Raw genomic sequence first — 24585 nt, forward strand, 5'->3', positions numbered from 1 at the left:
GCGGCGTCTTCATCCGCCGCGGCACCTTCCCGAAACCCGGTCGCGGTGTCATGGGCGCGTCTCGCAGGTGAGCGCGAGGTTCGCAGTCCCCCAAGACGCTCAGGCCTTGAGACACGCGCCCAACAGCAGGCGCTCGCACAGGGAGGGGAAGTCGATGCCGCGCCCCGCGGCGATCTTGGGCAGCAGGCTCGAGGCCGTCATGCCCGGCAGCGTGTTCGTCTCCAGCAGGAACACCTCGCCTCCGTCGGTGACGATGACGTCCGACCGCGAGCCCCCGCTACAACCCAGGGCCTGGTGCGCGGCCAGGCACACCTCGTTCACCCGCGCATACTGATCCGGAGGCAGGGGCGCGGGGAAGAGGTACTGCGTGCCGGTGCCCGCTTTGTACTTCGCGTCATAGTCGTAGAACTCGCGCGCGGCGCGGACCTCGATGACGCCCAGGGCCTCATCGTCCAGCACTCCACCCTGCACTTCGCGTCCCTTGACGAACTGCTCCACCAGCAGGGTGCCCGCGTACTTCGCCGCGTCCGTCACGGCGGCCTCGTAGGCGTCCCGCGTCTTGCAGATGTGCACGCCCACGCTGCTGCCTTCGCGGCTGGGCTTCACCACCACTGGAAACGGGAAGGGCAGGCTGTCCGCCGCCGCCAGCGCCGACGCGGCGTCCCGGAAGGAACGGTACGCGGGCGTGGGGATGCCGTGGGCCACGAAGACCTGCTTGGCGTACACCTTGTCCATGCCCAGCGCGGAGGCCAGCACGCCGCTGCCGGTATAAGGAATGAAGAGCGACTCCAGCAGTCCCTGGAGGCAGCCGTCCTCGCCATAACGCCCGTGGACGGCCAGCCACGCCACGTCCACCTTCTCCGCCGCCAGGCGCGCGGGCAAGTCCCGGCCCACGTCAATCTCCACCACGTCATAGCCCAGCCCGCGCAGCGCCCCGGAGACGGCCTCACCGGTGCGCAGGGACACGTCGCGCTCCGCGGACATTCCGCCCAACAGCACGCCGACACGCTTCTGCTTGAGCTCGTCCTTCGTGAAGGCACCGCGGTTTGGAGTCACAGGAAGTCTCCCAGGCGCTTGACTTCGGGTTTCATGTCGACGCCGGACTGCTCGCGCACCCGCTGCTGCATGAGGGTGACGAGTCCCAGCACGTCGCGGGCGGTGGCACCGCCCAGGTTCACAATCCAGTTGGCGTGCAGGGTGGACACCTGCGCGCGCCCCAGCGAGTACCCTTTCAGGCCCGCCAGTTCAATGAGTCGCCCGGCATGGTCACCTGGCGGGTTGGTGAAGACGCTGCCGAAATTGGGCTGACTGAGCGGCTGTGTCCGTTTCCGGTAACCCAGGTCCGCGTCCATGACGGCCTTGGAGGCCCCTACGTCCCCCTTGCGCAGTGCGAAACGCACCCGGGTGACGACGCCGCCCGGCGGCAATTCGGAGTGACGGTAGGCGTGCGGCACCTGCGCCTTCGTCAGCCACCCCACCCCATCCGCCGTGGCCACCTCCACCGCCTCGATGACGCGGAAGGCCTCGCCATTCTTGGTGCCGGCGTTCATCGCCACCGCGCCGCCCAGCGTGCCGGGGATGCCGGCCAGGAACTCCGCGCCGACCAGGGCGTGGGCCCGCATGACGTTGATGAGACGGACGATGGCCGCCCCCGCGCCCAGGGTGAGCCGCCCTTCCTCGGGGCCCACGTCGGCCACCTCCGGGAAGAGGTCTCCGGGCAGCTTCAGCGTCAGGCCGGGCACCCCGCCGTCCCCCACCAGCGTGTTGGCGCCGCCGCCCAGAATCGAGACGGGGATGCCTTCCTCGCGCGCCAACTTCAGCAGCGCCACCAGGGCGTCCGGCGAGCGCGGGCGCACCAGGGCCTCCGCGGCGCCGCCGGCCCGGACGCTGGTGAGGGGCGCCAGCGGTTCGCCCGCCTTCACCTCACAGCCCCCCAGCGACTCCACCCGCGCCGCCAGCGCCGTCTTCACCCCCGCTTCCACCATGGCGCTAGTCCTTCGACAGGGGGGTGGTGCGCAGCAGTTCGAGCAACTCCGGCCCCACGTGGGTGATGTCACCCGCGCCCAACGTCAGCACCAGGTCACCCTCGCGCAGACGCGGCAGCAGCGCCGCCGGCAGGTCGGTGCGCTTCTCCACGAACGTGACGTCGCGGTGGCCGTGGGCGCGGACGGCGTCCGCCAGCGCGTCGCCCGTGGCGCCATCGATGCGCTCCTCACCCGCCGCGTAGACGCTGGTGACGAAGAGCACGTCCGAATCATTGAAGGAGGTGGTGAACTCCTTCATCAGGTCATGCGTGCGGGTGTAGCGGTGCGGCTGGAAGGCCACCACCACCCGGCGTCCGAAGGCCCGACGCGCGCCGGCCAGCGTGGCCAGCACTTCCGTGGGGTGGTGCCCGTAGTCGTCCACCACGGTGATGCCCTGGGCCTCGCCGCGCACGGTGAAGCGCCGCTGCACGCCGCCGAACTCGGCCAGCGACTCGCGGACCGTCTCCAGCGGGATGTCCATCTCCTCCGCCACGGCGATGACGGCCAGCGCGTTGAAGGCGTTGTGCGCGCCCACCATCCGCACGCGGAACTCGCCCAGCGACTCCTCCCGGCGGTAGGCGTGGAAGCGCGTGGTGAAGCCGTCCAACTGGATGTTCTCCAGCCGGTAGTCCGCCATGTGCGAGCTGCCGTAGGTGACGAAGCGCTTCTCGATGCGCGGCAGCAGCGCCTGGACGTTGGGGTTGTCCAGGCACAGCACGTTGAGGCCGTAGAAAGGCACCCGGTTGCAGAACTCCACGAAGGCGGACTGGAGCGTGTCCAGGTTGCCGTAGTGGTCCATGTGCTCCGGGTCGATGTTGGTGACGATGGCGATGGACGGGTGCAGGTGGAGGAAGCTGCCGTCGCTCTCGTCGGCCTCCACCACCATCAGCTCGCTCTTGCCCAGCTTGGCGTTGGAGTCGAGCACGTTCACCTTGCCGCCCACCACCGCCGTCGGGTCCAGACCCGCCGCGCTCAGCACGGTGGCCACCATGGACGTCGTCGTCGTCTTCCCGTGGCTGCCGGCCACGGCGACCGCGTACTTCAGGCGCATCAACTCCGCGAGCATCTCCGCGCGGGGGATGACAGGAATCTTCCGCTGCCGGGCGGCGACCACCTCCGGGTTGTCCTTGCGCACCGCGGAGGAGATGACCACCACGTCCGCCTGGACCAGGTTCTGCGCGCGGTGGCCTTCGAAGAAGGTCGCGCCCATGCGCGCCAGGCGCCGGGTGATGTCGCTCTCACGCAAGTCGGAACCGGACACCCGGTAGCCCAGGTTCAGCAGCACCTCGGCGATGCCACTCATGCCGATACCACCGAGCCCCACGAAGTGGACCTGCGCCGCGTGGCGCGTCTTGAAGAGGCTGGGGGGCTTGTTACGCGTCACGAATGGCTCCTGGGGGCCTTCTTCTCGGCTTCGATGGGGGTGCGCTCGCGGCCGTTGGGGCCCCACGTCTGGACCATCAGGTCCACACACACGTCCGCCAGCTCCTTGGCGGCTTCCGGACGGCCCAACAGGCCCGCCTTCTTCTCCATGCTCTTGAGGCGCTCGGGGTGGCCCTTCAGCTCACGAATCGTCTGCGCCAGCTTCTCGCCGGTGAGCTCCGACTCGCGGAACATCAGCGCCGCGCCCGCGTCCACCAACGCCCGCGCGTTGACGGCCTGGTGGTCGTCGGTGGCGTGCGGGAAGGGAATCAGGATGCTGGCCTTCTTACAGACGGTCAGCTCCGCGAGGGTCGTCGCGCCGGCGCGACATACAACGAGGTCCGCGCGGGCATAGGCGCTGGACATGTCGTCGATGAACTCCACCACCTCCGCCTGGAAGCCCTTGTCCGCGTAGCCCTTGCGCACCGACTCCAGGTCGTTCTTCCCCGTCTGGTGGACGAAGTGCAGGCTGTCCTTCAGGTCGCCCAGCGAGTCCAGCGCATCCGTCATCCGCTGGTTGATGCCCCGCGCGCCCAGGCTGCCGCCGAAGACGAGCACGGAGAAGCGCTCGTGCGCGACGTGGCTGCGCAGGTAGTTGTCCATCAGCTTGCGACGGATGGGGTTGCCGATGAGCTGGACCTTCTTCTCCGGGAAGAAGGCGCGCGCCTCCTCGAAGGCGATGAACACCACGCGGACAATCCGGCCCAGCACCTTGTTGGTGAAGCCGGGCAGCGCGTTCTGCTCCTGGATGGCGGTGGGGATGCCCATCAGCCACGCGGCCAGCACCACCGGCCCGCTGGCGTAGCCGCCCACGCCCACCACCACGTCCGGCTTCTGCCGGGCGAGGATGCGAAAGGACTCCATGAAGGCCAGCGGCAGCGCGAAGAGCGCCTTGAGCAGGGACAGGAAGCCCTTGCCCTTGAGTCCCTGCACCTTCACCAGCTCCAGCGGATAGCCCTCCTTCGGAACCACGCGCGACTCGATGCCGCGCTCGGTGCCCACGAAGACGACCTCGTTGCGGTGATGCCGTGTCACCACCTCTTCCGCCAGGGCGATGCCCGGAAAGAGGTGTCCGCCCGTGCCCCCACCCGCGATGAGCACTTTCATCATGCCGCCACCTCCCGCATGTCTGTTCCCACCCGGCTGGGCCTCGCGGCCCCCTGGGTGTTCGCGCTCAACGACAACAGCACTCCAGCCGCGCCCATCAGCACCACCAGCGATGAACCTCCGTACGACACGAAGGGCAGCGTCAGCCCCTTCGTCGGCAGCAACCCCATGGCCACGCACATGTTGACCGCGGCCTGGAACGCGATGATGGAGCTGATACCCAGCCCCAGGTACGTGCCGAACGTCTCCCCCGCCGCCAGGCTGGCCCGGACGCCGCGCCACAGCACGACGCCGTACAGCACCACCAGCAGGCCCACGCCAATCAGGCCCGTCTCCTCGGCGATGATGGAGAAGATGAAGTCGGTGTGGGCCTCTGGCAGGAAGAAGAGCTTCTGCCGTCCGTCGCCCAGCCCCAGGCCGACCACGCCGCCCGAACCGATGGACATCAGCGATTCGGCCACCTGATAGCCCACGTCATGCCGGTGCGCCCACGGGTCCATGAAAGCCAGGATGCGCTTCATCCGGTACGGACTGGAGGCAATGGCCACATAGGCCAGGGGCAACGCCAGCAGCACCATGCCCACCAGGTAGCTCAGCTTCGCGCCGGCCGCGAACAGCAGCACGAAGAGCATGAACACCAGCAGCACGCTGCTGCCGAAGTCCGGCTGCATCATGCAAAGCAACACCAGGATGCCACACAGCGCGAGGTGCGGAACGAAGCCCACGGAGAACTTCGCCACCTTCTCCCGCTTCTTCGCCAGCGAGTAGGACAGGTAGACGACCCAGGCGAACTTCGCCACCTCCGCCGGCTGCAGGCCGAAGCCCGGCAGGCGAATCCACCGCCGCGCGCCACCCGCCGTGCTGCCGATGCCGGGGATGTTCACCAGCACCAGCAGGACGATGGCCGCCAGCAGCAGCGGATAGGCCCAGCGCGCCAGCCGGCGCCAGCCGACCTTCATGGCCACGGCCATGGCGCCCAGCCCCAGGCCCGCGGCGACGAGCTGACGCTTGAGGAAGTAGAGGCTGTCGCCCAGCTTGTCCTGCGCCAGCACCGCGCTGGCCGAGTACACCATCACCAGCCCGAAGCTCACGAGCCCGAGCACCGCACAAAGCAACACCGGGTCGAAGCGCACGAGGGCGGAGGACGGAGGAAAAGGGTTCTTCATACCGTCACAGCGCCTCCACCAGGCGCTTGAACGAATCGCCCCGGTCCTCGAAGTTCTTGAACTGGTCGAAGGACGCGCACGCGGGCGACAGCAGCACCGTGTCACCCCGCTCCGCCAACTCCCGCGCCCGCGCCACCGCCTGGGCCAGGGTGCCGCACGCGTGGACTTGCGCCGCGCCAGCGTAGGCCCGGGCCAGCGTGTCCGCGTCGTCGCCAATGGTGAGCACGCCCTTCACCTTGCCCTGCCCCGCTTCCACCATGGGCGCGTACGGCGCGCCCTTGCCCTTGCCGCCGGCAATCAGCCACACGCCGCTGGAGAACGCGCGCAGCGCCACCAGCACCGAATCCACGTTGGTGGCCTTCGAGTCGTTCACCCACTCCACGCCATCCAGCACGCGCACGCTCTCCAGCCGGTGCGGCAGGCCCGGGTAGCCGTCCAGCCCCGCCTGCACCGCGCCGGAAGTGACGCCGCCCAGGCGCGCCAGCAGCGCCGCCGCCATCGCGTTCTGCGCGTTATGGGCGCCGCGCAGCGCGCGGTTCGTCAACGTGTAGTGCTCGCCCAGGAACTCCAGCCGGAAGCCGCCCGGCTCCGCCACCGCCAGGCCCGCCAGCGCCGGGGCGTCCGCCACCGGCTTGCCCGTGAGGCTGAAGCCGTACACCGACGACTTCGCGCCGCGCGCCAGGCCCAGCACGTCCGCGTCGTCCGCGTTGACCACCGCGAAGTCACCGGCCTGCTGCTGCTGGAAGATGCGCGCCTTCGCCTCGCCGTACGCCGCGTGGCTGGGGTACCGGTCGATGTGGTCCGGCGTCAGGTTGAGGATGGCCGCGCCCCGGGGGCGCAGCGTGCGGATGCCCTCCAACTGGTAGCTGGACAGCTCCACCACCAGCGCGTCCCAGTCGCCCGGGGCCATGGCCGCCTCGCTGAAGGGCCGGCCCAGGTTTCCGCCCACGAAGGTGCGCTTGCCGCCGCTGGCGAAGAGCGTGCCCGTGAGCGCCGTGGTGGTGCTCTTCCCGTTGGTGCCGGTGATGCCGAACAGCGGCACACCAGACAGCAGGCGGCCCGCCAGCTCGACCTCGCCCCACACCGAGACACCGGCCGCGCGCGCGGCTTGGATTTCCGGCAGCGCCAGCGGCACGCCCGGGCTCACCACCACCAGGTCCTGCGACGCGAGCAGCCCCGGCGGCGTGGGTCCGGACACCAGCGTGGCGCCCAGCGACTTCACCTCGTGGGCCACCGCGCCCAGCGCGTCGTCGCCCCGTGCGTCCAGCGCCGTGACGTCCGCGCCCTGCCGACGCAGCAGACGCAGCGCGGCCACGCCGCTCTTCGCGAGCCCGAACACCAGCACCTTCTGACCGGACAGCGCCAACGTCATGGCCGTGCCACCTCCGGGTTCAGCGGAGCTTCAGGGACAGGAGCGCCACGCCACCACAGAGGATGGAGACGATCCAGAAACGGACGATGATCTTCGGCTCGGCCATTCCTTTGAGCTCGAAGTGATGGTGCACCGGCGCCATCTTGAAGACGCGCTTGCCCGTCATCTTGAAGGACGTGACTTGAATCATCACGCTCAGGATTTCGGCGAAGAAGATGCCGTGGATGATGGCGGACACCACCTCGTTCTTGGACAGCACCGCCAGCCCGCCCAGCGCGCCCCCCAGCGCCAGCGAACCGATGTCGCCCATGAAGACGGAGGCCGGGTAGGTGTTGAACCACAGGAAGGAGATGCCCGCGCCGACGATGGCCGCGCAGAACACGGCCAGCTCCGCGCCGCCCGGCACCTGGAGGATGCCCAGGTACTGGTACAGCGGCGTGGCCACCAGCTTCGACACGCCGCCCACCGTCTCCGAGTCCGCGATGCTCAGCGTGGTGCCCGCCACGTAGCAGAGCACCGCGAAGGTGATGGCGGACACGATGGTGGGGACGATGGCCAGGCCGTCCAGGCCGTCCGTGAGGTTCACCGCGTTGGACGTGCCCACGACGACAATCCACGCGAAGAAGACGTAGAACCAGCCCAGGTCCGGGTTGAACCAGCGCGTGGGGATGAAGGGCAGCGTCAGCTTGGTGTTGATGAGCAGCGTGGGCCCGAACGAGCCGTCCGGCAGCGTCCACGTCGTCAGCAGGCCGAACACGGCGACGAGGAAGAAGAAGGTCTGCAGCACCATCTTCTTGCGCCCGGCCAGGCCCTTGGAGTTGCGCTTGGACAGCTTGAGCCAGTCATCCAGGAAGCCGATGAAGCCGTAGCCCAGCGTCAGCAGCAGCATCACCCACACCGCGCGGCTCTTCAGGTCCGCGAACAGCAGCGTGCCCGCCGCGATGCACAGCAGGATGAGCGCGCCGCCCATGGTGGGCGTGCCCTTCTTCTTCTGGTGCGAATCCGGCGTGTCCTCGCGCACGTTGCTCTGGCCGTGCTGCTTCAGCCGCAGCCGGGCGATGAGCTTGGGCCCGATGAGCATGCCCAGGAGGAGCGCGAAGACGCCCGCGGCGATGATGCGGAAAGTGGGGTAGCGCAGGAAGTTGAGGACGCGCCCCGCCTCGGAGTTCTGGATGACCTCGTAGAGGAGGTACAGCACTAGTGGTTTCCTCCGGGGACGGCCGTGCCCGTCAGGGCGGCCACCACCCGCTCCAGCCGCATGCCGCGGCTGCCCTTCACCAGCACCACGTCACCTTCGCGAAGCCGGGGCGCCAACCACGCCATCAGCGGCTCCACGTCGGTGAAGTGGGCGGCGGATTCACCCATGGAAGCGGCCTCCCACCCCTTCACGGAGCGGGGACCGAAAAATGCCGCCAGCGTCGCGTGCGAGGGAATCTGGCCGCCCAGGCGCGCGTGCTCCTCGAGCTCGCCCGGCCCCAGCTCCAGCATGTCCCCCAGCACCACCACGGCCCGGCCACCCGCGGGCACCAGCGTGCTCAGCGTCTCCAGCGCGGCGTCCATGGAGGCCGGGTTGGCGTTGTAGCAGTCGTCGATGACCGTCACGCCGTGCTGCCCGTCCACCACGTTGAGGCGCCGCGAGTACGGCCGCGCCGTCTCCAGGCCGCGCACGCACTCCTCCGGCGTGTAGCCCAGCGCCAGCGCCACCGCGAAGGCCGCCGTCGCGTTCTGCGCGTTGTGCGGCCCCACGAAGTGCAGCCGCACCGGCCACTCGCGGCCCAGGTGCCGCACCGTGGCCACCATGCCCTCGCGGCCCAGCGTCTTCACGTCCGCAAGCCGCACGTCCGCGTGCTCCGCCCGGCCGAACGTCAGCCGCTGCGCTCCGCTGCGCTCCGCCTGCGCGGGGATGAGCGCGTCGTCCACGTTCACCACGATGGTGGTGCCGTGCCCCATCTCCTGGAACAGCTCGCCCTCCGCCGCCGCCACGCCCTCGATGCTGCCCAGCCCTTCCAGGTGCTCGGGCTGGACCACCGTGATGACGCCAGCGTCCGGCTGGACAATGCGCGCCAGCCGCTCGATTTCCCCCGGCTGGTTCATCCCCACTTCGATGACCGCCGCGACGTGGCGCGGCTCCAGCCGGAAGAGCGTCAGCGGGACGCCAATCTCATTGTTGAGGTTGCCCTCGGTCTTCAGCGCCGGCCCGCGCGTGGCCAGGATGGCGCCCACCATCTCCTTGGTGGTCGTCTTCCCGTTGGAGCCACCCACCGCGCACACCGGAATCCGGAAGCGCTGACGGTGGTGCCGTCCCAGCGCGCCCAGGGCCCGCAGGGTGTCATCCACTTCATAGAGAACCAGCCCAGCGGGCAGCGCGGGCAACGGGCGCCCGCGCGCCACCACCGCGCCGGCCGCCCCGCCCTTCGCCGCGGCGTCCACGAAAGCGTGGGCGTCGAAGCGCTCACCCACCAGGGCCACGAAGAGGCACCCGGGGGTGAGTGCCCGCGTGTCCGTACAGACGGTAGCGTAGGCGGCCCGGGCCGGGCCGCCACGCCGGGTTGCCCCGGTCGCCTGCACCACCTCTTCGTCGCTGAAGGAAGCTGCCATGGTGTGAGAGATGGGCGGGTCGACGGGGCTCGGGAGGCTCAGCCAGCGGTGCGGTTGGCCAGCGCCTTCGCGGCCACCTGCCGGTCGTCGAACGCGTGCTTCTCCGCGCCGACCTGCTGGTACGTCTCGTGGCCCTTGCCCGCGATGAGGACGACGTCGTCCGCGGACGCCAGGCTGATGGCCTGCTCGATGGCCGCGCGGCGGTCCGCGTCGACCAGGTAGCCCTTCTCACCGCTCTTCGCCTTGCCGGCGGAGATGCGGCGCAGGCCGCTCTTCTCGATGCCCGCGGTCACCTGGGAGATGATCTCCTCCGGGTCCTCGGTGCGGGGGTTGTCGCTGGTGATGACGGCCAGGTCGGCGCCCTCACCCGCCACCGCGCCCATCAGCGGACGCTTGCCCTTGTCGCGGTCCCCGCCGCAGCCGAACACCGCGATGACGCGGCCCTTGGCCAGCGAGCGCGCCGCCTCGATGGAGCGCTTGAGCGCGTCATCCGTGTGCGCGTAGTCCACCAGCACCGCGGGGGCGCCGGACGGACCGTAGTTCTCCACGCGCTCCATGCGGCCGGCCACCGGCATCATCCGCTCGATGCCTTCCTGCACGTCGCGCCGCGCGAAGCCCGCGCCCAGGCCAATGCCCACCGCCAGGAGGATGTTCTCCAGGTTGTGGGGCCCCAGGAGCTTGCTCTTGAGCGGGATGTCACCGGCGGGCGTCTTCAGCACGCCCTTGATGCCCTGGAGCGAGAAGCTCACGTCGGCCGCGGAAATCTCCCCGGAGCCCTGACGGCTGAATTTCCACGCCATGCGCTTCTGGCCGCGCTGCTCGTTGTAGATGCGGCTGGCGTAGGTGTCGTCGCCGTTCACCACCGCCACGCCCGTCGCGGACAGGTTCTCCGCGAAGAGCTTCCGCTTGGACTGGAAGTAGTCCTCCATGTCCTTGTGGTAGTCGAGGTGGTCGCGGCTCAGGTTGGAGAAGCCCGCGGCCTTGAAGGTCAGCCCGTGCACGCGCTCCTGCGCGAGCGCATGGCTGGACACCTCCATGATGACCGTCTCCACGCCCGCCTCCACCATCTCCCGGAGGATGCGGTGCAACTCCAGCGGATCCGGCGTGGTGTTGGCGCACTCCACCGTGCGGCCAGCGAACTTGTAGCCCAGCGTCCCGATGACGCCGGTGGACGCGTACGTCGCGGTGCTCATGGCCTCCAGCAGGTAGCTGGTGGTCGTCTTCCCGTTCGTACCGGTGATGCCCAGCAACGTCAGCTGGTCCGCCGGGCGGCCGTAGAAGTTGGCCGCGATGAGCGCCAGCGCCTTGCGAGCGCTGCCCACCTTGAAGAAGGGCACCTGCGAGGATGGCACCGGCTTCTCCGACACCACCGCCACGGCGCCACGGGACACGGCCTCACCGATGAACTGGGCCCCATCCTCCTTCGTGCCAGGAATGGCGACGAACAGGTCTCCCGGCTTCACGCGCCGCGAGTCCTGCGTCACACCGGTGACGTCAACCGCGGAACGGCCGCCCGAGGTCTGCTCGGCACCACATCCTGCGAGGACATCCGTCAGCTTCATCTCTTCCCCTTCACACGCATTGCAAGAGCGGGGCCTGGAGCGGACGCGGCCTTATTGCCGCGCGGCGAGCTCCAGCGTCACCCGGGCCCCCTTCTCCACCAGTGAACCGGCGGCGGGGGTTTGAGATACCACGCGTCCACTGCCCAATACCTGTGGCTCCAGCGCCGCGGCGAGCAGCTTCACCACGGCCTCACGTCCTACTTCTCCCTGAAGGTCCGGCACACGCACCGTGCCGGGTTCAGGGGTCTCCGTCACCGCGTCCACCAGCGCCGTCCGGGCGGCGCCGGAGGCATTCGCCCCCGGCTTCGCCGCGGCAGGCGCGGGGGACTCGGCGGCCACGGCCACCTCGGGTGCCACCGTCCGGGACGGGGGCACGGCCAGGTGAGCCATGGCGGCGGTCGCAATCTCCTTGAAAGCAGGGGCAGCCACGGTCCCCCCGTATACGTCCGTCTTGGGTTCGTCCACTACGACAAGAATCACTGCTCGCGGAGACTCGGCCGGTACCACCCCAACAAAGGAGGCGATCCGCTTGTCCGAATACCCCCGCGCCACCGGGTCTGCCTTCTGCGAGGTGCCCGTCTTTCCGGCCACCCGGTAGTCCTCCATGGCGGCCCTGGTGGCCGTCCCTCCCTTGACCACCACGCTTTCGAGCATGCCCACGACCTGCCGGGCGACCTTCGCGGAGACCGCCCTGCGCAGCTCCGTGGGACGGTTTTCCAGCAGAACGACACCGTCCGGGTCCACCACCTTCGATACCAGATAGGGCCGCATCAGCACCCCATCGTTGGCCAGCGCACCATAGGCGGCCGCAATCTGCACCGCCGTGGCCGTCATCCCCTGTCCAAAGGACTGGTTGGCCAGGGAGATCTCCGCCTTCGGGAACGGCAGGACGCCGCGCCCCTCGCCCGGCAGGGACAGGCCGGTGCGCTCGGCGAAGCCGAAGGTCTGGTAGCCCTTCACGAACTTCTCACGTCCCATGGCCTGGGCAATCTTCGCCATGCAGATGTTGGAGGACTTCTGGAGGATGCCCTGCGGGGTGAGCCAGCCGTAGGAATGGGTGTCGTTGATGGTGTGGCGGCCCACCCGCCAGGCGCCGTTCTCACAGAAGAAGAGGCTGTCGGCGGTGATGGCCTTCTCTTCCATCGCCGCGGCCACCACGAAGGCCTTCAGCGTGGAGCCCGGCTCGAAGGTGTCCAGGGCGGCGCGGTTGCGCATGCCCGAGCGCGAGCTGGACTCCGGCGTATTGGGGTTGAAGCGCGGGTGGTTGGCGACGGCGAGCAGCTCGCCCGTGCGCGGATCCAACACCACCGCCATGCCGGCCACGGCCTTGGCGTCCTCCACCGCGCGGCTCAGCGCCTTCTCCGCGACATACTGGAGGTGGCGGTCCAACGTGAGGGTGACGGCGGCGCCCTGGCGCTGGAGCGGATCCAACGCGCCCTGCACCAGCAGCTTGCGGCCCTTGGCGTCACGGAAGCCGGACGTGGAGGAGTTCTGCCCGGACAGCTCGTCCTGGAAGGCCAGCTCCAGGCCCTCCAGGCCGCGGCCGTCCATGCCCACCGTGCCCACCACGTGGGCGCCCAGCTCGCGCTGGGGGTAGAAGCGCTTGGGCTCCTTGGAGAAGCCCATGCCCGGCAGCGCCAGCGCCTTCACCGCGGCGACCTCGGCGGGCTTGGCCTGGCGCTTCACCCAGGCGAAGCGCCTGGCCCGGGCCAGGCGCGCGCCCAGCTCGTCGGGGTCCAGCTTCAGCGCCTTGGCCAGCGCCCGGGACGCGGCCTTCACGTCGGGCAGCATGGAAGGGTCCACCCAGATGGAGTCCACCTCCACGCTCTGGGCCAGCGGCGCGCCGCGCCGGTCGAAGATGTCGCCGCGGCGGGCCGGAATCTCGATGTGCCGGACGTACTGGTCCTGCGCCATGCCGCGCAGCTTCTCCTGCTCGAAGACCTGGAGCTGCACCGCACGACCAAAGGCGACGCCGAGCAGCATCAGGAACAGCCCGAACAGCAGCCGCACCCGCACTTCAGCCACTTCGCGTTGGGCTCGGGAGCCCGCGCCGCCTTGAAGTCTCTCACCGGCCCGCTCCGGCGCGGCCCGCCACGCGGACGGTGGGCTGCGTGGCGTCCGGGACTTCCGCGCGCGCCCCGCTGTCACGCGCCGGCTTCTCCGCCGACAGCGACACCACGGCGCCGCCGCGCGGCATGGCCATGTTCAGCTGCTCACGCGCCACGCGCTCCAGCCGGCCCGGCGCCTTGAGCGTGGCCAGCTCCAGCTTCAACCGGTCATTCTCGCGCGTGAGGATGCGGCTCTCCGCCTCCTCGCGCGACAGGCGGTAGCCCATGTCCACCACCAGCACCCGGCTGGTGACGTGGAGAATGCCCACCGCGACGAAGAGGGCGAAGAGGCACACGGCCGGCAACAGGTGCAGCAGCACGCCGCCCACCGTCACGGAAGAACGCAACGCCGATACCCGGGAGTGCACCTTGCTCATCGGAGTTTCTCCACCACGCGCAGATGCGCGCTGCGTGAACGGGGATTGGCCTCGACCTCCGCCTCGGAGGCGGCCACGGCCTTCTTCGTCACCAGGGCGAAATCACCCACCCCGCGGCATACGCACACGGGCAGGCCCGGCGGACAGGTGCAGCGCCCCGCGAGCGCGCGGAACGCCTCCTTCACCTTCCGGTCCTCCAGGGAGTGGAAGGCGATGACGGCGGCGCGGCCCCCCACCTTGAGGAGCCCGGGGATGGCGGCCAGCAGCGCGTCCAGCGCCTCCAGTTCACCGTTGACGGCCATGCGCAGCGCCTGGAAGGTCCGGGTGGCCACGTGGATGCGGTTGGGCCACGCCTTGCGCGGCACCGCCCGCTTCACGACCTCCGCGGCCTCCAGCGTGCGCGTGGGCAGGGCCTTCTTCAGCTCGCGGGCAATGGGCCGGGCGAAGGGCTCTTCACCGTAGTCCTTGAGGATGCGGACCAGCTCGCGCTCATCGGTGGTGGCGATCAACTCCGCCGCCGTCGGGCCGTCCGGCCCCATGCGCATGTCCAGCGGGCCATCCTTGGAGAAGGAGAAGCCGCGCTCGGCCACGTCCAGCTGCGGCGACGACACGCCCAGGTCCACCAGCACGCCATCCACGGGCAGCAGGTCCGCGGCGACGCGGGGCAGCTCGGCGAAATTGCCGGCGCGGCCCTGGAAGCGCGGGTTGGCGCCCAGGCGCGCGGTGGCCGCGGCGAGCGCCACCGGATCCCGGTCCACGCCGACCACCGTGGCGCCCGAGGCCAGCAGCGCCTCCGAGTGGCCACCGCCACCCAGCGTCCCGTCAATGATGACCCGCCCATCCGCCGGCCGGAGCAGTTCCACTGCTTCCCGCAGGAGGACGGTCTGGTGCTGGAAGTCCGAAGCCGTCACGGGCCGTCAGACGAAGGGTGCCCGTGCCAGCGCGAAGGCGGCTCGGGCATCGTTCATGTGCGGGTAGATTTCGAAACAGTCGTGCGCGCCGGCCGCGCGGAAGATGGCGGCCAGGTACGGCGACAGTCCGGACAGCTTCACGTCCCCGCCGGCGCGGCGGAAGGCATCCGTGCGCGCCATCAGCGGCTTGACGCCGCGGTAGTTCAGGTGCCCCACGTCCCCGAAGTCCAGCACCACCTGACGCGTGCCGCGCTGCAGCTTGCGGCCCAGGTCGTCGCACAGCTCGAGCAGGTCCTGCTCGCTCAGCTCGCCCTCCAGCATGAGCGTCTCGACACGGCCGGCGGCAATCGCCGCGCCCGCCAACCCTGGCCGAACCTCCAGAACCTGGTTCATACGCTTGCCACCCTCCCGGTACTTCGGGGTCCTGTCGACTTTCCCGTCATGCTTGCCGCAGCTCGGCGAGCACCTTCATCACGTCCGCGGAGGTCGCTTCCTGGCGCGCTTCTTCCTGCGCCTTCGCCCACCCCTCGCAGCTCCACAGCTCGATGACCTTCACCATCCCCGCCCACACCACATCCTTCTCCAGCCCCGCATAGGAGCGGAGCGTCGGAGGGATGAGCAGGCGTCCCAGCTTGTCCAGCGGGCACTCCTGCGCGCTGGCCACGTACAAGCGCATCAGCGTCTTCACCCCAGGCTCCATCGGGTTGCGCTTGGCCAACGACAGCTCCAGCGCTTCCCACTCCCGCACCGGGTAGGCGTGGAGGCATCGGTCGAGCGCCGTCGTGAGGATGAGCCTCTCGTCGTAGGCGCCCACCAGCGTGTCCCGGAGCTTCGCCGGGAGGCTCGTCCGCCCCTTCGCGTCGATCTGGTGCTCATAGACGCCTCGGAACACTCGGGACGATCCACCTTTTCAACCCACTGAGGGATGAAGCTCCACTCCTTCCCACTCCTTGCCACTTCCGGGCGGCATACATACGCGCCCCACCTGGGGGGGTCAAGAAACCGCAACAGGTTGAAACAGCGGTTTGTCCGCGCCCGACGTCCGGAAAGGCCGTCACACCTGGAAGGTCCAGTGGTTGGCGCCGTACGACGCCCTACCTATTGCGCTGGGGTAAACTTGAGTTCCCCCCTGACCCAGGCGCAAAGTGTCAGTCGCGTGAACACGAACGTTCGGCTGAAGGTGGCCTACAAGACGCCGCAGTCCCTGGTGGGGGAGTACACGCGCAGTGTCGGACTGGGGGGGGTCACCCTGGAGACGCGCCGCAGCCTGCCTCTGGGGACTCGCTTCACCTTCGAGCTTCATGCGGGCGGTGTGCCTCGGCCCGTGGAAGTGCTGGGGGAAGTGGTCCAGGTCGTCCCACACGAGGAGTCCCAGCGCTTCCTCCTCACCGTCCGCTACGGGGTCGGCGAGGACCGCAGCGCGTTGGACGCCATCCTCCAGCGCATCTACTCCGCCGAGGAGCACGCCGGCCTGCGCCGCTTCCCGCGGCTGCCCCTGTACCTGCGCGCCATCGAGGCGGCGCCCCTGTCCCCGGGCTTCGTCGTCCGGGACATCTCCCGGGGCGGCGTGGGCCTGGAGGTACAGGCCCCTGCCCTGCCGCGACAGGTGAAGGTGGGCACGCCCTTCCTCCTGGAGATGGACTTCCGGGAGGGGCCCATGATGCTGCACGGCGAGGTGGTGTGGACCTCCACGGTGCCCCGGAAGAACTCGGGGACGGTGACGCCGGGCTTCGGCGCCACCTTCGGCCGCCTCCGGCCGGACATGCAGCAGCGGCTGGACGGACTGCTGTCCCTGGCAACGCTGCCGCCCGTCCCCTGGAAGGCCCGGGTGAGCTTCGGCATGGAGGCCGTCGCGCGGATGCCGTGACGGCCCGGGCCCCCCGCGGGCTACACCGCGCCCAGGGGGTAGCCGCCCGCGGACTCCAGGGCCGCCACCACCGTCTCCCGCAGCGCCGCCGGGTCATACGGCGTGAAGACGTCCAGCGTGCCCAGGCGCTTCAGCTCCTGGTCGAGCGCGTCCCCCTTCAACGTGGAGCACAGCGCGCGGCGCGTCCTGTCGTAGGCGCGGGGAATGGCGTCCAGCGCGTAGAGTTGCGTCATCGCCACGCGCACTGGGTCCAACGCGCCGGACGTGGCGGCCTGGCGCGTGCGCGTCACCATGGAGTCCAGGGCGAAGGCGTCCATCACCACGTCCGACAGGGCCGCGAGCACCTCCTGGTGCTGCTCCAGCTCCGTGCCGAACGTCTCCGCCGCCACGCGCAGGCCGTGCAGCGCCAGGTGCTTGGCGGCCTCGGCGGCGACCTCCTGCGGGGCCAGGGCATCCTTCACGCGGGCCGTGGGCCGCTCACCCCGGGCCAGTTCCTCCGCCACGTCGCCGGCCATGGCGAACAGCGGCAGGTCTCCCTTCACCGCGCGCTTGAGAAGCATGCCCGTAATCAGCATGCGGTTGATTTCGTTGGTGCCCTCGAAGATGCGGTTGATGCGCGCGTCGCGGTACGAGCGCTCCACCGGGTACTCCTCGATGTAGCCCGCGCCGCCGTGGAGCTGGACGGCGTCATCCACCAGGTGGCCGAAGGACTCCGAGCCGTGCACCTTCATGATGGAGGACTCGATGGCGTACTCCTCCACCGCCGCCAGGAGGCGCGCCTCATGGTCCGGGGCGCCCTTGTCCCCCTCCGCCAGGCGCGTGTCCACCAGCCCCGCGGTGCGGTACGTCATGCTCTCCACCGCGTAGACGAGCGCGGCCATGCGGGCCAGCTTCTCGCGCGACAGCGGGAACTGGACGATGGGCGCGCCGAACTGCTTGCGCTCCTGCGTGAAGCGCAGCGCGTTCTGGAGCTGGAGCTTCATGCCGCCCAGCACGCCCGCGCCCAGCTTGAGACGGCCGTAGTTGAGGATGTTGAAGGCAATCTTGTGCCCCTTGCCCACCTCGCCCAGCTGGTTCTCCACCGGGACGCGCGCGTCCTCGAAGTAGAGCGGGCAGGTGGAGGAGCCACGGATGCCCATCTTGTGCTCCTCCGGCCCCACGGTGAGGCCGGGCGTGTCCTTGTCCACGATGAAGCCGGTGAACTTGTCCCCGTCCACCTTGGCGAAGACGACGAACACGTCCGCGAAGGCCGCGTTGGTGATGTAGAGCTTGGAGCCGTTGAGAATCCAGTGCTTGCCGTCGGGGGACAGCACCGCCTTCGTCTTGGCGCCCAGCGCGTCACTGCCGCTGCCCTGCTCCGTGAGCGCGTAGGCCGCCACCCACTCACCGGTGGCCAGCTTCGGCAGGTACTTCGCCTTCTGCTCGGCGTTGCCGAACCAGACGATGGGCAGCGTGCCGATGCCGGTGTGCGCGCCGAACGTCACCGACCATGAGCCGTTGAGGCTCATGGCCTCCGCCAGCAGCAGCGACGTCGTCTTGTCCAGGCCGGTGCCGCCGTAGGCCTCGGGGATGTCCACGCTCAGCAGGCCCAGCTCCCCGGCCTGTCGCAGCAACTGGCGCAGGAGCGCGTTGTCCTTGGCCTCGATATGCTCGGACCGGGGGAGGACCTGCTCGCGGGAGAACTGGAGCGCCGTCTTGAAGAAGAGGCGCTGCTCCTCCGTGAAGGTCTCCGGAGTGAGGATGCGGGCCGAGCCCACCTCCTCGAAGAGGAACGCGCCACCGGGAGCAAGCCCCTGCTGCGAAGCGGCCTTGGATGCGGCATCCATGAGTATCCCTCCAGCGGGCGAGCGCACCCGCCCTGGGGCCTGAATCTAATCCTCCGACTGGAAGTCGCCTGCGAAGACCCGGCGAGTCCTCGCCAGCCCACTGCCCTGCTTCGCTTCAGATGAGGCCCGCTGTCCGGTAGGCAGCGCCTTCCCGTAAGCGAAGGGGCGAGCGGTGCCCTTCAAGTCAGCCGAAGCAGGCGGCCCTGGACACCGCGCACGCCAGGCTACGGACCGCCGCCTTCGTTGTCGGCCTTGGCCCGAGCCCGCTTGCCCCGCGCCACCTCGGTGGCGAGCGCCTCCAGGCGCGGTGTCCAGAACACGCGAAACTGTTCCAGCCACGCGTCGACCTGCTGCAACGGCGCCGGGTCGACACGATAGAGGCGGCGGGTCCCTTCGGCGCGAACCTCCGCGAAGCCGCTGTCGCGCAGCACCTTCAGGTGTTGGCTGACCGCCGGCTGACTGATGCCGAACTCCGCCTGGATGGACTCGGTCACCTCGCCAGAGGGGCGTTCCCCCTCGGCCAGGAGCTCGAGAATCCGTCTGCGCACCGGATCACCCAGGACGTCGAAGGCATGCATCGTGGCTATCAGGTCCCTGGATGCCGCACGTCGGGCGGCGGCGCTCCAGTATAGAAGGCCGTCGTCCGCGCCGCGCGAGCCTTCGCCGCCGCGGCGTCCTCTCCCCGCGTCACATCCGCTTGCCCCCAGCCCTCGCTGCTGGCCGTGATGAACGCCTTGCCTTCATCCGAGGTCGTCCAGGCTTCCACCGCCGCGCTGTCGACAGCGGCGCCGCCGGACTCCAAGTGCATGCCCAGGCCCATCAGCCCCAGCTCCCAGCCGACTCCGGTCGCGCCAGGGCCGTAGTCGTCCCAGAAGGGGCTCACGTGGGCCATGTGCTCCAGCCGCAGCCGGGTGCCACCGCCAGGCGCGTTGGCCAGGATGACCTCCAACCAGCTCACGGCCCCTCCGAACTCCCACGTCAGCCCCAGGTGCCGGGGAGCCTCACAACGGGTGACCGTGCCGCTGGCATTGCCCTTGAGCTCGTAACGCCCACCCAGCTTCAGGTCGCCGGACACCGGAAGGAACCAGCGGGGGATGCGCTCGGGGTTGGTCAGCGCGTCCCAGAGGTCCTCCACCGTCGTGTCGTAATCGCGCGTGGCGACGACGACGCGTGCGGGCTTGCCCTCATGCTCACGGCTCTCCACCTCCCGCACGACGGCCCCCAGGTACCGCTTCACATCAATCATGTCGCCTCCAAATATAAGTACAAACTTATATAAACGGCGATTTATTGAAGATGTCAACGCTCAAGGCGGTGACACGAGAGCGCAGCCACGGTGGATTCCACGGTGTGTTCGCCAGGACGCCGGGCACTCATGAGGCGTGGGCACGCGGGTCCTCCACCCAGCTGGTTCACCCTCCGCCCGGGGCCTTGTGCGGCGTGGGATAGACGAAGCACAGGGTGTCGAACACCGCCTCACTCGGCGCGGTGTAGTTTCCGCCGAGCGCCCGCGCCGCCTGCGCCACCTCCGTGCCGAACGAGGGCACGAGGCAGATGTCCTCGGACGTCTTGAAGCGCCCCTTGAGCAGGCCCAGCCCCCGGCGGAGCGTGACGATGTCCTGCCGCCCCGCCCGTACCGGCACCGAGGGGCCATTCGGATCCGGCCCCGGCAACTTGCCCACGCTGGTGGTCAGCTCGAAGCCGTCCGCGCGCATGATGATGCGCAGCTTGCCTGGCGCGACCTCCTCCAGCCACGCGCGGAAGCCCGCTTCGTCCCGCAGCACCACGGGATAGGCCACGGGCCCATCCGGGTGCGCCAGCCACACGGACTCCGCCGAGTCCCGCAGCACGGTGAACAGCTCCGACGTCTGCACCAGGAACGTGTCCGCGTCCGGCACCACCAACACGGCGTGCCCTTTCACGCGCTGCGCCAGCCGCGCGGCGTCATCCGGGCGCGCCGGCTCGAAGGTCTCCTCGCCCACGCGCACGCGCTCCCCCGCCAGCGCCACCCGGAGCGCGGAGGCCGGAAGCGGCTCTCCATGGATGGGGCCCGCCACCTCCACTTCGGACGGCGACGCGGGTCGCGGTGATTCCGGCGTCGCTTCGCCCGGCACGGCGAGCGAGGGCAAGGGCTCGGGCTTCAATGACTTGAGCGGCTCGGCCTGCTTCTCCTCACGACAGCCGGCGCCCACCACGACGAGCAGCACCACGGCGAGCGCCTGGGTGGCCGCATACATGCCCCGCACCGTCCTCACGTGACTTTCCACCCAAGTGGCCGCCATCCAACGTCGCTGGTGATGACGCATCGATACGTGGCGCGCCGAGCGGGCATCCTTCGGCGCCCGGCCCTGCCCCCCGGCACCCACAACACCTCGGGCACCGCCATGGCGGTGGCTGTCACGAGACGTAGGAAGAGGCACACCCACCACCCAATCACAATCAACGGATTTTTCCCGTAATGGCGTTTTGCCTACCCCATGATACATTCAGGTGCCCCTGCCAGGACAGCGCGGGCCCCCTTGGCGCAGCGGCCACCTGCACCCGAAGGAGCCGGAACAAACGTGCAGCAGCCTTCCGAAAGGCTTCATTTCGGTAAATACAAGCTGCTCGAGCGCATCGCGACGGGCGGGATGGCGGAGATCTACCGCGCTCGGATGACAGCGGCGGCGGGTGTCACCAAACCGGTGGTCATCAAGAAAATCCTCCCGGGCTATGCGGGCAACAGCGCCTTCCTGTCGATGTTCGTCAACGAGGCCCGCATCGCCGCGGGGCTGAGCCACGGCAACATCGCCCAGGTCTTCGACTTCGGCGAGGTGGACGGCGAGTACTTCATCGCCATGGAGTGGGTGGACGGCCGCACCCTGTCGAGCGTCATGCGGCGCGCGCGGGAGAAGGGAATGTACACCCTGCCCCAGCCGCTGGCGCTGCTCATCGCCGTGGAGATGCTGGAAGGGCTGGCCTACGCGCACACGCGGCTGGATGAACGCGGCCGGCCGCTCCACATCGTCCACCGCGACGTCAGCCCGCAGAACGTGCTGCTCAGCTACGAAGGCCAGGTGAAGCTGGTCGACTTCGGCATCGCGCGGGCGCGGCTGGCCGGCAGCGCCGAGCCGGTGGAGCACGACCTCAAGGGCAAGTACACCTACTTCGCGCCGGAGCAGGTCCGCGGGCGCGAGCCCGACGCACGCTCGGACATCTTCGCCGCGGGCGTCGTCATCTACGAGATGCTGTGCGGCCGCCTCCCCTTCGAAGGGAAGATGCCGGACGTGCTGCGCAAGCTCGCCCTGGGCGACTTCCCGCGGCCCCGCGACCTCAACCCCGGAATCCCCACCGCACTGGAGCGAATCCTGCTCACCGCGCTGGCCGTGGAGCGGGAGCAGCGCTACGCCACCGCGGAGGCCTTCGCCGAGGCCCTCACGCGCCACCTCCACACGGCCGCGCCCGACGTGTCCTCCAGCGCGCGCGCCCACTTCATGGGCTACCTCTTCGAGGCGGAGCTGGTCGGCGAAGGCCGCCCCGTGCTGCTGCCCCGCGAGTTCCTGGCGCAGATGGCCCGGTGGATCCAGTCCCCCGTGGAGCGCCGCGCCCTCCGGGAGATGGCGCCGCCCGTCCGCGAGCCGGCCGGTGACGAGGAGGAGCGGACCCCCATCGCCGAGTTCGAGCTGCCCCCCTCCCAGGCCTCCGCGCCCGTCGAAGGGCGGATGGAGCGCACCACGCTGCCGCTCCCCGCGCTGCCCGGCCCCGGAGCGCCACCCGAGCCCGGTGTCCCGCCCCTGGACGCGGCGGCATCGCGGACGAGGGGCATGCCCCGGGCCGTCACCCTGGGCGCGCCCATCATCGTGGCGCTGACGGCCACGCTGGCCCTGCTGGTGTCGAACAGCACGGGCACCTTCTCCGTGGAGCTGAGTTCGTCCCCTCCTGGCGCCGCCATCCGGGTGAACGGCCAGCAGCAGACCGCGCGCACGCCGGCCCTGCTCACGCAGCTCCCCGCGGACGCGGAGCACCTGCTGGAGGTCCAGGTCCCGGGCATGGTGGCGTGGAGTCAGACGGTGCGCGCCGAGCGCGGCACCACCCTGGCCGTCCATGCCCGCCTGCTCCCCAAGCGGATTCAAGGCCCCGCCCAGCAGCCACACCGCGCCCCGCCTCCTCATGAGGTGCGGATGCCCGCCGAGCGGATGTCCCTGTCCAGCGTGGTGCACGCCTTCCGCGTGCCCTACCTCTCCACCGCGCAGATGCGGCTGGACCCGTCGCGCACCTACAGCGTCCGGGTGGAGGGCTGGGCCTCGCTGGGCCACGCCAGCAGGGTGGAGCACGCCGGCTACTTCCTGGAGGGTGACTCCCGGCTGGCGGCGCATGAGTCCTTCGGCGTGCTGGACGGCGAGGAGCGGCTGGTGCGCCACGCCTCGCGCCTCCACGTCTTCCTGCTGGACGCGAACCGCACGGACAACCACGGCACGCTGCTGGTCCGCGTGCGCGAATGGGACAACGACGGCGCCGTCACCACCCTGCGGGTGGACGCCCGGACGCACGCGGTGAAGCTGTCGCGCGTCGACCGCTTCCTGCTGCGCGGGCTGGAGCCGGACACGCACTACGACGTCGTGCTGCGGGACACCGCCGAGTCCGCGCGCACACGGGGCTTCGACGGGGGGCCGGTGGGCCGCGTGCTGGGCCTGTACGGCGCCGGCGAGGGCCCGGAGAGCGCGTCCGGCCTGCTGACGCTGCTGGAGGTGGGCCGCCCCCTGCGCCTGCGGGGCGCCACCTGGCTGCAGCTCGCCTTCCCCGACGACCACCTGGCCGACAACACCGGCAGCCTGGTGCTTGAGGTTTCGCCCGTGGCGGCGCCCGGCACCTCGCCCGCTCCCCCGCCGGGGCCTCCCTCTCCCGCTCCCAACCGGTAACGGGCCGCTACAGCGGTGCAGCGACCTGTTGCCGAAAAGTTGATCACCGGAGGCTGCCCCCTACCCTGGGCGCCACGGAGGACTCACCATGAAGAAGCTGGTGGCGGTGGCCGTGTTCGGCCTGATGGGAACCTTGGGAATGGCCGCGCGCGTGGACGCCCGGCCGGGAGTGGACGGGATGGAGCCAACGGATGCACAGGTCGAGGCGGCGCTGGACGCGCGGCAGAAGCTGGTGCTGGGCAACCTCCTCAGGGTTCAGCAGACGGACGCACGTACGGCGGCAATCCACCGGTAAACTCGTGGCGTCCGACGTGGCTCGGTGCTAAGCCCGGGCCTGTTCCGACGTTCAGCCCACCAACCTCACCCGTGAGGGGGACATGCCTGAAGGGTCCGCGTCACTCCAGCTCGCGGTTGGCGACCGGGTCGTCTATCCGAACCAGGGGGTCTGCCGAGTCTCCGCCATTGATGTGAAGGAAGTGGCGGGACAGAAGCTCACCTTCGTCACGATGCGCCGCGAAGAAGATGGCGCCGTCGTGATGGTGCCCGAGGGCAAGGTGCTCGCCATCGGCGTGCGCAAGGTCGCATCCGCCGAGGACGTGGAGGCCATCTTCGCCTTCCTCCGCTCGGACAGCGACAAGGCCGACCTCGACTGGAAGCAGCGAGCCCGCACCAACCTGGACCGGATGACCCAAGGCGGCATCATGGGTCTGGCCGAGGTGGTGAAGGGGCTCCAGGTTCTCAGTGAGTTGCGCCCGTTGCCGACCAAGGAGCGCGAGCTCTACGACAATGCCCGGCACCTGCTGGTGACGGAGGTCGCCGCCGCGCTGGGCACCGCCGAGGTCAACGCCGAGGACGCCATCGACATCGTCCTCTTCCCGCCCGGCCGCGAGCGCCCCAAGCGCACCGCCGCCGAATTCCAGCGCGAGGAAGGCGACCTGGACCTGGACAGCGACCTGCTGGGCCTGGACAGCGACCTGGACCTGCCGTCCGACGAGGAGCCCTCCGAGCCGTCCGAGGAGGAATCCAGCGAGGAAGGCGAGTCCGAGGAGGCCGAGTCCTCCGAGGAAGGCGCCCCCAAGAAGCGCGGCCGTCCGCCCAAGGCCAAGACGGAGGCGCCCGAGGGCGCCGAACCCGCGGCTCCGAAGAAGCGCGGCCGTCCGCCCAAGCCCAAGCCGGAAGCCACGGCCGAGGGCGCCGAGCCCCCTGCTCCGAAGAAACGCGGCCGTCCGCCCAAGCCCAAGCCGCCCGAGGCGGAAGGCGCCGCGCCCGCCGCGCCGAAGAAGCGCGGCCGTCCGCCCAAGGTCAAACCGCCCGAGGGTGAGAGCTGACAGCCCCATGGACCGACGG

The 24585-nt window shown here is 69.8% G+C and carries 21 protein-coding genes and 1 pseudogene; 4 read left to right on the plus strand and 18 right to left on the minus strand.

Annotated elements, in window-relative coordinates:
• Window positions 1-99: 99 nt before the first annotated feature.
• The 14 genes and pseudogenes from OZ403_RS29500 to mraZ form a co-directional block, all read right to left on the minus strand.
• Window positions 100-984, minus strand: a complete 885-nt coding sequence (locus tag OZ403_RS29500) for a D-alanine--D-alanine ligase (RefSeq protein ID WP_237078468.1) — start codon at window positions 982-984, stop codon at window positions 100-102.
• A 68-nt stretch (window positions 985-1052) separates the two neighbouring features.
• A complete protein-coding gene (gene murB / locus OZ403_RS29505; protein ID WP_140794635.1) occupies window positions 1053-1985 on the minus strand; it encodes a UDP-N-acetylmuramate dehydrogenase in 933 nt (310 codons plus the stop codon).
• A 4-nt stretch (window positions 1986-1989) separates the two neighbouring features.
• Window positions 1990-3408, minus strand: a complete 1419-nt coding sequence (murC, locus tag OZ403_RS29510) for a UDP-N-acetylmuramate--L-alanine ligase (RefSeq protein WP_140876840.1) — start codon at window positions 3406-3408, stop codon at window positions 1990-1992.
• Window positions 3405-4556, minus strand: coding sequence for an undecaprenyldiphospho-muramoylpentapeptide beta-N-acetylglucosaminyltransferase (gene murG / locus OZ403_RS29515; protein ID WP_268782346.1), 1152 nt, complete (start codon window positions 4554-4556; stop codon window positions 3405-3407). The genes murC and murG overlap by 4 nt, the downstream gene beginning before the upstream one ends.
• Entirely contained in the window at window positions 4553-5719 is a 1167-nt protein-coding gene (ftsW, locus tag OZ403_RS29520; RefSeq protein WP_140794638.1) for a putative lipid II flippase FtsW, read from the minus strand. The genes murG and ftsW overlap by 4 nt, the downstream gene beginning before the upstream one ends.
• Before the next feature lie 4 nt (window positions 5720-5723).
• Window positions 5724-7091: a UDP-N-acetylmuramoyl-L-alanine--D-glutamate ligase gene (gene murD, locus OZ403_RS29525; protein WP_268782347.1), complete on the minus strand. Its 1368-nt coding sequence runs from the start codon at window positions 7089-7091 to the stop codon at window positions 5724-5726.
• Window positions 7092-7110: 19 nt separating this feature from the next.
• The gene (gene mraY / locus OZ403_RS29530; RefSeq protein WP_140794640.1) at window positions 7111-8289 is read right to left on the minus strand and encodes a phospho-N-acetylmuramoyl-pentapeptide-transferase; all 1179 of its coding nucleotides are present in this window, start codon (window positions 8287-8289) and stop codon (window positions 7111-7113) included.
• On the minus strand, window positions 8289-9689 hold the full coding sequence (locus OZ403_RS29535; RefSeq protein ID WP_268782348.1) for a UDP-N-acetylmuramoyl-tripeptide--D-alanyl-D-alanine ligase: 1401 nt from the start codon (window positions 9687-9689) through the stop codon (window positions 8289-8291). Before OZ403_RS29535 ends, mraY begins: the two co-directional genes overlap by 1 nt.
• Window positions 9690-9727: 38 nt before the next feature.
• Window positions 9728-11251, minus strand: a complete 1524-nt coding sequence (locus OZ403_RS29540; protein WP_140794642.1) for a UDP-N-acetylmuramoyl-L-alanyl-D-glutamate--2,6-diaminopimelate ligase — start codon at window positions 11249-11251, stop codon at window positions 9728-9730.
• Window positions 11252-11302: 51 nt separating this feature from the next.
• Window positions 11303-13320 (minus strand): annotated as a pseudogene (locus OZ403_RS29545) (penicillin-binding protein).
• On the minus strand, window positions 13317-13736 hold the full coding sequence (ftsL, locus tag OZ403_RS29550) for a cell division protein FtsL (RefSeq protein ID WP_140794644.1): 420 nt from the start codon (window positions 13734-13736) through the stop codon (window positions 13317-13319). The pseudogene OZ403_RS29545 and the gene ftsL overlap by 4 nt, the downstream one beginning before the upstream one ends.
• Entirely contained in the window at window positions 13733-14647 is a 915-nt protein-coding gene (gene rsmH, locus OZ403_RS29555; RefSeq protein ID WP_140794645.1) for a 16S rRNA (cytosine(1402)-N(4))-methyltransferase RsmH, read from the minus strand. The genes ftsL and rsmH overlap by 4 nt, the downstream gene beginning before the upstream one ends.
• Window positions 14648-14653: 6 nt before the next feature.
• The gene (locus OZ403_RS29560; RefSeq protein ID WP_011555567.1) at window positions 14654-15040 is read right to left on the minus strand and encodes an STAS domain-containing protein; all 387 of its coding nucleotides are present in this window, start codon (window positions 15038-15040) and stop codon (window positions 14654-14656) included.
• 46 nt (window positions 15041-15086) lie between these two features.
• The gene (gene mraZ / locus OZ403_RS29565; protein WP_140794646.1) at window positions 15087-15539 is read right to left on the minus strand and encodes a division/cell wall cluster transcriptional repressor MraZ; all 453 of its coding nucleotides are present in this window, start codon (window positions 15537-15539) and stop codon (window positions 15087-15089) included.
• A 264-nt stretch (window positions 15540-15803) separates the two neighbouring features.
• Here mraZ and OZ403_RS29570 point away from each other — a divergent pair, with 264 nt between their 5' ends.
• On the plus strand, window positions 15804-16514 hold the full coding sequence (locus tag OZ403_RS29570; RefSeq protein WP_268782350.1) for a PilZ domain-containing protein: 711 nt from the start codon (window positions 15804-15806) through the stop codon (window positions 16512-16514).
• Between the two features lie 20 nt (window positions 16515-16534).
• Here OZ403_RS29570 and OZ403_RS29575 read toward each other — a convergent pair whose 3' ends face one another.
• The 4 genes from OZ403_RS29575 to OZ403_RS29590 form a co-directional block, all read right to left on the minus strand.
• Entirely contained in the window at window positions 16535-18340 is a 1806-nt protein-coding gene (locus OZ403_RS29575) for an acyl-CoA dehydrogenase family protein (protein WP_140876848.1), read from the minus strand.
• Between the two features lie 224 nt (window positions 18341-18564).
• The gene (locus OZ403_RS29580; RefSeq protein ID WP_140794649.1) at window positions 18565-18918 is read right to left on the minus strand and encodes an ArsR/SmtB family transcription factor; all 354 of its coding nucleotides are present in this window, start codon (window positions 18916-18918) and stop codon (window positions 18565-18567) included.
• An 8-nt stretch (window positions 18919-18926) separates the two neighbouring features.
• Window positions 18927-19586 carry an SRPBCC family protein gene (locus OZ403_RS29585; RefSeq protein WP_140799635.1) on the minus strand — a complete coding sequence of 220 codons (660 nt, stop codon included), beginning with the start codon at window positions 19584-19586 and terminating at the stop codon, window positions 18927-18929.
• 166 nt (window positions 19587-19752) lie between these two features.
• On the minus strand, window positions 19753-20577 hold the full coding sequence (locus OZ403_RS29590) for a hypothetical protein (protein WP_268784913.1): 825 nt from the start codon (window positions 20575-20577) through the stop codon (window positions 19753-19755).
• A 324-nt stretch (window positions 20578-20901) separates the two neighbouring features.
• On the opposite strand from OZ403_RS29590, the gene OZ403_RS29595 reads away from it, so the two are divergent.
• From OZ403_RS29595 to OZ403_RS29605, 3 genes are all read left to right on the plus strand, one after another.
• Window positions 20902-23238, plus strand: coding sequence for a serine/threonine-protein kinase (locus OZ403_RS29595; protein ID WP_140794651.1), 2337 nt, complete (start codon window positions 20902-20904; stop codon window positions 23236-23238).
• A gap of 88 nt (window positions 23239-23326) precedes the next feature.
• Window positions 23327-23533 carry a hypothetical protein gene (locus OZ403_RS29600; RefSeq protein ID WP_011555575.1) on the plus strand — a complete coding sequence of 69 codons (207 nt, stop codon included), beginning with the start codon at window positions 23327-23329 and terminating at the stop codon, window positions 23531-23533.
• Between the two features lie 82 nt (window positions 23534-23615).
• Window positions 23616-24566 (plus strand): CarD family transcriptional regulator, encoded by a 951-nt coding sequence (locus OZ403_RS29605; protein ID WP_140794652.1) that lies wholly within the window; start codon window positions 23616-23618, stop codon window positions 24564-24566.
• Window positions 24567-24585: the final 19 nt, after the last annotated feature.

This window comes from Myxococcus sp. NMCA1, assembly GCF_026810205.1.
Lineage (GTDB): Bacteria > Myxococcota > Myxococcia > Myxococcales > Myxococcaceae > Myxococcus > Myxococcus xanthus_A.